General features: G+C 70.9%; 7 protein-coding genes and 1 pseudogene. 3 read left to right on the top strand and 5 right to left on the bottom strand.

Going from position 1 to position 8641, the window contains the following annotated elements; genetic code table 11:
* Nucleotides 1-1032: 1032 nt before the first annotated feature.
* A complete protein-coding gene (locus AB0947_RS42475) occupies nucleotides 1033-2049 on the bottom strand; it encodes an aldo/keto reductase (protein WP_366755710.1) in 1017 nt (338 codons plus the stop codon).
* Nucleotides 2050-2190: 141 nt separating this feature from the next.
* On the opposite strand from AB0947_RS42475, the gene AB0947_RS42470 reads away from it, so the two are divergent.
* On the top strand, nucleotides 2191-3051 hold the full coding sequence (locus AB0947_RS42470; protein ID WP_366755708.1) for a helix-turn-helix transcriptional regulator: 861 nt from the start codon (nucleotides 2191-2193) through the stop codon (nucleotides 3049-3051).
* A 105-nt stretch (nucleotides 3052-3156) separates the two neighbouring features.
* Here AB0947_RS42470 and AB0947_RS42465 read toward each other — a convergent pair whose 3' ends face one another.
* The 3 genes from AB0947_RS42465 to AB0947_RS42455 all read right to left on the bottom strand — a co-directional run bounded on the left by AB0947_RS42465 (nucleotide 3157) and on the right by AB0947_RS42455 (nucleotide 5990).
* Nucleotides 3157-4029, bottom strand: a complete 873-nt coding sequence (locus AB0947_RS42465) for a hypothetical protein (RefSeq protein WP_366755707.1) — start codon at nucleotides 4027-4029, stop codon at nucleotides 3157-3159.
* A gap of 423 nt (nucleotides 4030-4452) precedes the next feature.
* Nucleotides 4453-4659 (bottom strand): ferredoxin, encoded by a 207-nt coding sequence (locus AB0947_RS42460; protein WP_366755711.1) that lies wholly within the window; start codon nucleotides 4657-4659, stop codon nucleotides 4453-4455.
* Nucleotides 4660-4790: 131 nt separating this feature from the next.
* A complete protein-coding gene (locus AB0947_RS42455) occupies nucleotides 4791-5990 on the bottom strand; it encodes a cytochrome P450 (protein WP_366755706.1) in 1200 nt (399 codons plus the stop codon).
* A gap of 217 nt (nucleotides 5991-6207) precedes the next feature.
* Here AB0947_RS42455 and AB0947_RS42450 point away from each other — a divergent pair, with 217 nt between their 5' ends.
* Entirely contained in the window at nucleotides 6208-7368 is a 1161-nt protein-coding gene (locus AB0947_RS42450; protein ID WP_366755705.1) for an FAD-dependent oxidoreductase, read from the top strand.
* A gap of 113 nt (nucleotides 7369-7481) precedes the next feature.
* Here the strand turns inward: AB0947_RS42450 and AB0947_RS42445 are convergent.
* Nucleotides 7482-7642 (bottom strand): annotated as a pseudogene (locus AB0947_RS42445) (glycine betaine ABC transporter substrate-binding protein); the annotation flags it as partial.
* A gap of 613 nt (nucleotides 7643-8255) precedes the next feature.
* On the opposite strand from AB0947_RS42445, the gene AB0947_RS42440 reads away from it, so the two are divergent.
* Nucleotides 8256-8641 (top strand): peptidylprolyl isomerase (locus AB0947_RS42440; protein WP_366755704.1); only part of this gene is annotated, 386 nt, incomplete at its 3' end.

The raw sequence follows: 8641 nt of genomic DNA, 5'->3' as shown, positions 1-8641 counted from the left end.
GAGGGGCGTCGCGACCTGGCCACCCGGCTCATCGACCTGCTCCTGCACGGCATTGTGAAGAGCTGACACGCCCGAGCCGGCTGGTGGGAGACTCGGTCACCTCGTGCCGGTGGCGACCGCCGCGGCCGTTGCACCGGCCTCGTCAAGCGCGTCCCGGACCCCGAGGGCGGCATGGCCCGCAAGTCCCGCTCGGGCGCGCGGGGCGCCGGCATGCTCGGCGGGGGGACAGGAACAGCTGATCCGCGGCGCGGACGCCTCCCACGTCGCCGCCTCCTTCTGACGCGGGCCGAGCGGCCGGGAGTAGTTCTTCGTCGATCAGGGTGAGTTGGACGGCGAAGAGCCTGGCGCCGTCCTGAGCCGGATGACGTACGGCAACCGCATCCACGCCGTTGCGGGCCGGCGCTCCCTGCGCCTTGCGGCCGACCGCGACGATCGTACTGATCCGGAAGGCTGCCGCCAGCGCGAGGGCGATGGGTGTGCCCCGGCTGATCTCACTGGCGCGCGGGGGGCGGTCGATGGCGGGCCGGCCGGGTTGGTGCGGGTGGTTCGGCCAGAACACCGGCACCGGCCCCCGGAGGGCCGTCACCGTGAGCCACACCACGGCCGATGAGTTCTCCCACAGGGCCGGCGGGCCGGTGGGGATCTAGAAACCGTCGCCGTCCGGGTCGCCGGTGACCAATCCTGGTCTGGCGCCCAACGGCCCAGCATCCTCGTACGCGCACCTGGCGGGGGCCGCGCGAAGCGGATGGCGGACGCCACGAACCGCCGTGCGCCCGCCCCGTCCGGCGCACGGGGGAACCGCGCAGGCTGCGCTCACCGCTGTCGACCGCCCGGGGCCGGGACCGGAGAACGGCGCGGGGCGGTCGGAGCCGTCCACGGCGCCGTGCGGGACAGCGGCACCTCCATGGCGACGCCGCACGTCGCTTACCGCCCAGCAGCACAACGGCGATCGGGGCACCGGAGGCTGAACACGCTCCCGGCACCCGGTGCCCGCGGCCGCGCTCCTCCCTCGTGCCAGAGGGCCGGCGCGCGTCAGCGGCGGCGCAGACGCTTGTCGGTGACGGCCGGGGTCCGGTCGATGTAGAAGTCGTCGGGGTTGAGGTCGACACCCGGAGGGACGATCTCGTCGATACGATCGAGAAGGCCGGCGTCGAGCTCGACGCCGGCACCGGCGATGAGATCGGCCAGTTGCTCCGGGCGGCGCGGACCGATGAGCACTGCGCAGACCGCCGGGTGCGCGAGGACGAAGGCGACGGCCAGGTGCGACAACGGCAGGCCGGCCTCCGCGGCCAGGGCCGTCAGCTTGCGTACGGCCTCGGCCTTGGCCCGTACCCCGGGCAGGGACAGATCGAACATCTTCGCCCCGGCACCGGCGCTGCGGTGACCGGTGGTGGGGTCCGGGCGGCCGGACAGCCACCCGGAGTTGAGCGGCCCGAAGGTCAGCACGCCCATGCCGTGGCGCTGCGCGGTGGGCAGGACCCGGTTCTCGACACCGCGGGTCAGTATCGAGTACGGCGGCTGCTCGGTGCGCAGGCGGTGGTGGCCGCGGCGCTCGGCGGTCCACTGGGCCGCGACGATCTCCTCCGGCGCGAAGAACGAGCCGCCGACGGCGCGGATCTTCCCCGCGCGGATCAGGTCCGACAGGGCGCCGAGGGTTTCGTCGATGTCGGTGTGCGGGTCCGGACGGTGCATCTGGTACAGGTCGATGTGGTCCGTGTCCAGGCGGCGTAGGCTGTCCTCGACGGCACGGCGGATCCAACGCGCCGACCCACCGCGCTGGTTGGGGTCGTCGCCCATGGCGAGTCCGAACTTGGTGGCCAGGACGACATCGTCGCGACGGCCCTTGATCGCCTTGCCGACAATCACCTCCGACTCGCCGCCGGAGTACACGTCGGCGGTGTCGATGAGATTGATCCCCGCGTCCAGCGCGGTGTGGATCATACGCGCCGACTCGTCGTGGTCGGTGTTGCCCATCGCGCCGAACATCATCGCGCCGAGCGCGTACTCGCTCACCGACATGCCGGTGCCGCCGAGGATCCTGCGTTTCATGGGGGTGCCTCCTGTTCCCGATGGCTTCTCCCGCAGCCAAGCACCACCGGCGACAGGGGTGGGAGACCCGCCCGGTCCGGGGGTCCAGCAGACCCCCTCACGCGCGTCCGCGCCTACGGCGCCCTGCCCTACCGTGGGGATGTGGATCAGGAACCCAACATCGAGCTGCGGAACTTCCTGCGCTCGCGCCGCGCGAAGATCACCCCCGAGGAGGCGGGCCTCACGCCCCACCCCGGTACCCGCCGCGTCCCGGGCCTGCGGCGTGAGGAGGTCGCCCAGTTGGCCGGCGTCAGCGTCGACTACTACGTCCGGCTGGAGCGGGGCCGCCACCTGAACGTGTCCGTTTCCGTACTGGACGCCCTCGCCCGCGCGCTGCGGCTGAACGATCTGGAACGCTCCCACCTGTTCCGGATCGCCAAGCCGACCCGCACCCGTCCGCGCCCGCTGCCGCCGCAGCGCGTGCGCCCCGGGCTGCGGCTGCTGCTGGACAGCCTGACCGAGGTCCCGGCCCTCGTGTACGGCCGACGCTTCGACGTCCTTGCGTCCAACCGCCTCGCCCGCGCCCTGTACACGGACTTCGAGGCCCTGCCCGCCCGGGACCGCAACCTGGCCCGCCTGGTCTTCCTCGACGAGCACTACCGCACCCTGTACGACGACTGGGAGGACGCCGCCCGCGGCATCGTCGCCTCCCTTCGCCTGTACGCCGGACGCCACCCGCACGACCCTGCCCTGGCCGAACTCGTCGGGGAGCTCTCCGTCCAGGACGAGGACTTCCGCCGCTGGTGGGCCGACCACGACGTGTTCCAGCGCACCCACGGCACCAAGCTCTTCCACCATCCCGTCGTCGGCGACCTCGTCCTGGGCTACGAGGCCTTCACCCCGGCCGACGACCCGGAACAGACACTGGGCGTCTCCACCGTAGAACCGGGATCGCCCTCCGCGGAGCGCCTGAAGCTGCTCGCCGGCTGGGCCGAGGCCCCGCGACAGCAGGCCCGCGGGTGAGGTGAGCGGTAGGCCCGCGGTCCGCGCTCCCACGACCGCGGCGAAGGGCGGCCGCCGGTGCCCGTGGACGCGCGGCCGGACTGGCACATGCGGCTGACGTCCAGGTCAGCTGAACCCGTGACCGGTGTGGTCAGCCGAAGAGCCGGTGATGCGGAACCGCCCCTGCCGGCCGTAGAAACCGAGGATGGAGCCCTTGCGGTACGGGGCGTCGGTGGGAGCGAGCCAGTCGAGCACCGTCGTCAAGCCGTCCGGACCAGGCGGAACGGTGGCGGCTCCGCGGTTGAGGGCCTCCTCGACCGACGTTCCGTCGCGGGCCGCGGCCTGCGACCCCTCTTCACCCAGCACGTCGCGGAAGCAGCTGAGGATCCACATCCCGCGCCGCACCCCGGAGCTCTCGTACAGGTACTCGTGGGGTGTGCGCGGCCGCCTCAGCGGTGACCTCTCCGAGTACGTGGCCCGGCTGCACGGTCTCGAAAAGCGCCAGGTGTCGGAGTACATCGGCCACACGCCCGCGTGATCAGCCGCGGTGTCCCTGCTCCGCCCGGTGAGGCGGCGGGTGATGCAGCCGCAGGAGGTGGTGACGTACCGCACCTGCGGATCGGTGTGTTCGTACGGGCGCGGGACGCGCTCGTCCATCCAGCTCATCACCGGGCTCGCCGGAGTGCCGTCGGCGCGCAGCAGGGCGCGGCAGAAGCGGACGGTGCACAGGCCGACACCGCCGATGTCCGCCGGGTCACCGGGAAAGGCGGCCGGGGCGCGCCGGCTGGCCTCGCCGATGGAGGTCCACAGGTCGTCTGCGGGTGCTCGACGATCCCAGGGGGCTGGGACGATGTGCCGTATGTCCGGGCCGGTCGAGCGGCGCGGGACGTTCTTGATCCGGCTGACCGTGCCGTCGGGGAAGACCGCCTCCGGTCCGACGAGCATGTCCTCGATCGCGCCGTTGAGCGTGGAGGACTGGCCGATGGAACGGGTCGCCACCAGGCCGCCCATCCGGGCCGGCGGCCCCTGAACGGCGCACGAACCAGACCCTCGGCCACAGCGCGCATGCGTGATGGGGCGGGGGCGGGCTGAGCGGCGTCGCGGTGCCGCTCGGAGGAGACAGCCTCACGCGTCCGGCGAACCGTCGCACTTCCGCTCGCCCGCCCCAGGCCGGCCGTGGAGCCGGCGTGGGTACGGCAGTGGTCAGCATCGGCGGGCCGGTGGGCAGCCTGCCGTTTCCTCACCGCTGCCGCCGCATCCGGCAGCGCTCCGCCGCCCGCGAGCAGCCCGGTGCGCAGACGCCTCCTCGTCCCGAGCGCGGTGCCGAGCCGGGTGCCGCCTCGGGCGCCGCCGGTTCGGAGCCCCGTCTCCCGTGCGGGCCGGGTCGGACGCCGGGCACGCCCGTTCCCGGCCCGCCCGGAGTCAGGCCGTAGACGCCTCTTCGAGGCGGATTGCGGCGGCAGGGCAGATCTGCGCCGCCCGGCGCACGTTCTCCAGCTCACCGGCGGGGGGCTCGGCATGGAGGAGGATGACGACCCCGTCTTCGTCCCGCTGGTCGAAGACCGCCGGAGCCGCGGCGACGCACTGTCCGCCGGAGACGCAACTTCCCTCATCAACCGTGATACGCATGTTCACCTTTCCCTGTGCTGATACGTCGAGCTGATTCGCTGTGCTCATACGTGGTGCTGATACGTGGTGCTGGTACGTCGTGCTGATACGTTGCTGTGTCGGCCGGTGACACGGCCCCCAGCCGGCCCGTGTCAGAGGAAAACCGGCATGCTCTCCAGCGCGTACACGTTCCCGCCGCCTGTGTACCTCAGCTCCTCCGCAGGTACGGCGAGCCGGAGGTCGGGGAACCTCTCGAACAGCGCCGGCATGGCGATCTGTAGTTCCACGCGGGCCAGGTGCTGACCGACGCACTGGTGGATCCCGTAGCCGAAGGTCATGTGCGCCGAGGGCTCGCGGGTCAGGTCCAGGACGTCGGGCTTCTCCACGAACTCCGGGTCACGGTTGGCCGTCAGCGCGGACACCAGCACGCGGTCACCCGCCTTGAGCGGATGGCCGGCCACCTCCATGTCCTCCGCCACGGCGCGAGTCAGCGTGCCCGAGATGGACAGGTAGCGCAGAAGCTCCTCGACCGCGTCCACCGTCGAGTGCGCCGGGTCCATCAGGATGGCCCGCTGCTCGGGCTGCTGGATCAGGGCCAGCGCGCTGAGGCCGATCATCGCCGCGGTCGTCTCGTGACCCGCGACCACCAGGATGCCGAGTAGCCCGATGAGCTCGTCGTCCGTGGCCTCACCGTGCTGCCCCGTCACGAGGCGACCGACGAGACCGTCCCCGGGGTTCTTGTGGTTCTCCGCCACGAGTGCGCCGACGTACTCGTTCAGCCGCATGAAGGCCGCCATCGCCTCGTCGCGCGGCAGTGACACGTCGGTCACTCCGGCCGAGACGGTGTGGAAACGTTCGTGATCGGACTCGGGTACGCCCAGGATGTGGCCGATCACCGAGGACGGCACGGACAGGGCGTAGTCGGCGACCAGATCCACCTTGGGGCCGGCCGCCGCGAGCGCGTCCAGCTTCTGCTGGACGACGCGCTCGATCATCGGACGCATGGCCGCGACCGACTTCGGCATGAAGGTGCCCATGACCAGACGCCGCAGCCGCTGGTGCTCGGCGCCGTTGTACCGGGGCAGGAACCCGGGCTGCGCACTGGAGATGCTGTCCTCACCGGCGGGAGCCGGGACGAAACTGTGGTCGATCCTGCGGTTGCCGAAGACCGCGCGGACGTCCTCGTAGCGTGTGAGCAGGAGCATGTCCACGTCGCCGTACTCGGATTCGCTCACCCGGATCTCGGTGGGACGGCCGCTCTCACGCATGGCGACCAGTCGCGCGGAGGGGTCGAACGGGCAACGCGGCTCTCTGTCGGTCACGACGAAGCCACGGCTTTCGCTAGCGGTCAACGAAAGTCTCCTCAGGATGATGGGGCCGTATGGGTGCGTGCCCGAGACGGCGAAGTGCGAGACGGGGAGGCGGAGCACGCGCGCCGCCACCTGGTGTACGCCGCCGACCGTCCGACGTCCCTGGGGAGGCGGGGTCTTGGCGACGCCCTGCAATATTTCCTGATTAACTTGCTCTGTCAAGAATCACTTGGTTCAACTGACTGACAGGGAAGCGCAGTTGAAGCGTGTAGATGCCACGGATGTGCTGCTGATCGGAGGCTCGATCGCCGGAGCCACGACGGCCGAGGCGCTCCGCCGCAGGGGTTTCACTGGCAGCATCCGGCTGGTGGGCGACGAACCGCATCTCCCGTACGACCGGCCCCCGTTGTCCAAGAAAGTCCTCGCCGGCACCTGGACACCCGATCAGGTCACCCTGTTCGACGGGAAGCGCCTGGACGCACTGGGCGTCGACGTCACCCTCGGCCGGCCGGCGGTCCGGCTCGACGTGCTCGACCGGGTGGTCGGCCTGGCCGACGGGAGCGCCCTTCCCTATCGGACCCTGGTCATCGCGACCGGACTGAGTGCCAGGCCCCTGCCGTACGGGCACGGCCTCGCCGGCGTCCACACGCTTCGCACCCTCGAGGACGCCATGCGGCTCAGGAAGGACTTGCTCAAAGCCCGCAACGTGGCCGTCATCGGCGCGGGTGTCCTCGGCTGCGAGATCGCCTGCACCGCGCGGGAACTGGACCTCGACGTCACCCTCCTCGACCCGAACCCGACTCCCATGTGGCACCAACTCGGGCCCGAGATCGGCAAGATGATCGCGGAGCTGCATGCCGACAACGGGGTGGAGCTGCGCACCGGGACCAGGGTCACCGGTCTCTCGCAGCACGCGGGCCGAGTCGGCGGCGTCCACCTCGAGGACGGTGGGACGGTACCCGCCGACGTCGTCGCCGTGGCCGTGGGTTCGACACCCGCGACCGACTGGCTGGTGGGCAGCGGGCTCACCTTGGACGACGGTGTCGTGTGCGACGAACGCTGTCGTGCCGGGGAGGGTGTCTACGCCGTCGGTGATGTGGCGCGCGGCCCGTGGGAAGGCGGCACCGGCAGACGCCTGGAGAACCGGACCAACGCCACGCAGCAGGCCGTGTTCGTGGCGGCGGACATCCTGGGAGCGCGCGAGCGGTACCAGCCCGTGCCCTACTTCTGGAGTGACCAGTACGACGTGCGGATACAGGTGCACGGATCCGTGCCACCAGACGGCGAACTAACCCTCCTGGAGGGCGCCTTGGCGTCCCGCCGGTTCGTGGTGCTCGTCTCGCGGGGCGAAACCCCCGTCGGGCTCGTCGGGTGGAACAGCGGGAAGAGGCTCAGCGTCGCCCGTCGCGAGTACCTCTGAGCCACCGCTGCCGGGCCACCGGCCGATGGGCGCCCCGGGGTCGGTCGGTTCATCGCGTACACCGTGAGGGGCCTCCAACCGTGAACGGCGCGGGCCCCCTCTTCGGTGGTCGTCTACTTCAACAACCCGTGCTGCCTGGCATAGGCGTCCGCCACGTCCTCGGGGTCCTTCTTGTCCTCGTCCACCTGTCGGTTCAGCTCGGTGAGCCGGCCCGTGGTCAGGAGGTTACCGAGCCGGGCGAGGCCTTGCGGACGGTGTCGTCGGGCTTGCGGTCGCATGCGGAGGGAAGGGGGCCCATGCTCTCGTGAGCCACCTGACCGAGGGGGAACGATTCGGCTTCCCCGTCCGGGGGACAGAGGGTCTATCCCGCTGCGTGCACGGACGACGGCTACGAAGCCGTCGGCTTCCTGAACAACCCTTCCAGCGGCCAGTGCATCAACCTGCAAGGACCGGCCTCCGAACCAGGCTCGGCCAGCCGGGCACCCAAGAACCGCCCGGACGCCACCGCCACCGTCTTCCTCGACGCCGACTGCGAAGGCGACACCTCCTACGCTCTGCCCCCAGGCACAGGCTCACCCGGCCGCCTGCTCCTGCGCTCCGTCGTCTTCTCCTGAACCGCGACCACTGTGCCGCTGCCGTCGGGGCCGGCAGCCCCCCGGCCCTGGAAACCCGGCTGCCGGGCGTGTGAGACGGGGTGAGGTGGCGATGACATACGGGCATCACCCCTGGTTGATCTTGCGGGTACCGTTCAACTCAGCGATGCCCGCATCACGTGGGTATCGCCGGCACGCACGCCGTGGGCATGCTGCCCGCCTGCCCCGGAAGGACCTGCGACTGTGGAATTCCCCAGCATCGACGTGCCTGGAAGCGGACAGCTCCATGCCCGCATGACCACCTCTCTCGGCGAGATCGTGGTCCGCCTCGAGGAATACCGGGCCCCCGGCACGGTCAAGAACTTCGTCGGCCTGGCGACGGGCACCATCGACTGGGAGGATCCTGCCTCGGGTGAGTCGATGAAGGGCACGCCGCTGTACGACGGCACGCTTTTCCACCGGGTCATCCCCGGCTTCATGATCCAGGGCGGAGACCCCCTCACCCGCACGAAGGACACGGCCTCACGCTGGGGAACAGGCGGTCCCGGCTATACGTTCCCCGACGAGTTCCACCCCGAACTGCAGCACAGGAGCGCCGGCGTGCTGGCCATGGCCAACTCCGGCCCCGCAACCAACGGCTCCCAGTGGTACATCACCGAGGGACCGGCCCCCCACCTGAA

The sequence above is a fragment of the Streptomyces sp. NPDC047841 genome (genome assembly GCF_040704085.1).
GTDB classification, from domain to species: Bacteria; Actinomycetota; Actinomycetes; order Streptomycetales; family Streptomycetaceae; genus Streptomyces; species Streptomyces argyrophylli.
The sequence above is the reverse complement of the archived record's forward strand: the minus strand, read 5'-3'. Positions and strand labels throughout refer to the sequence as shown.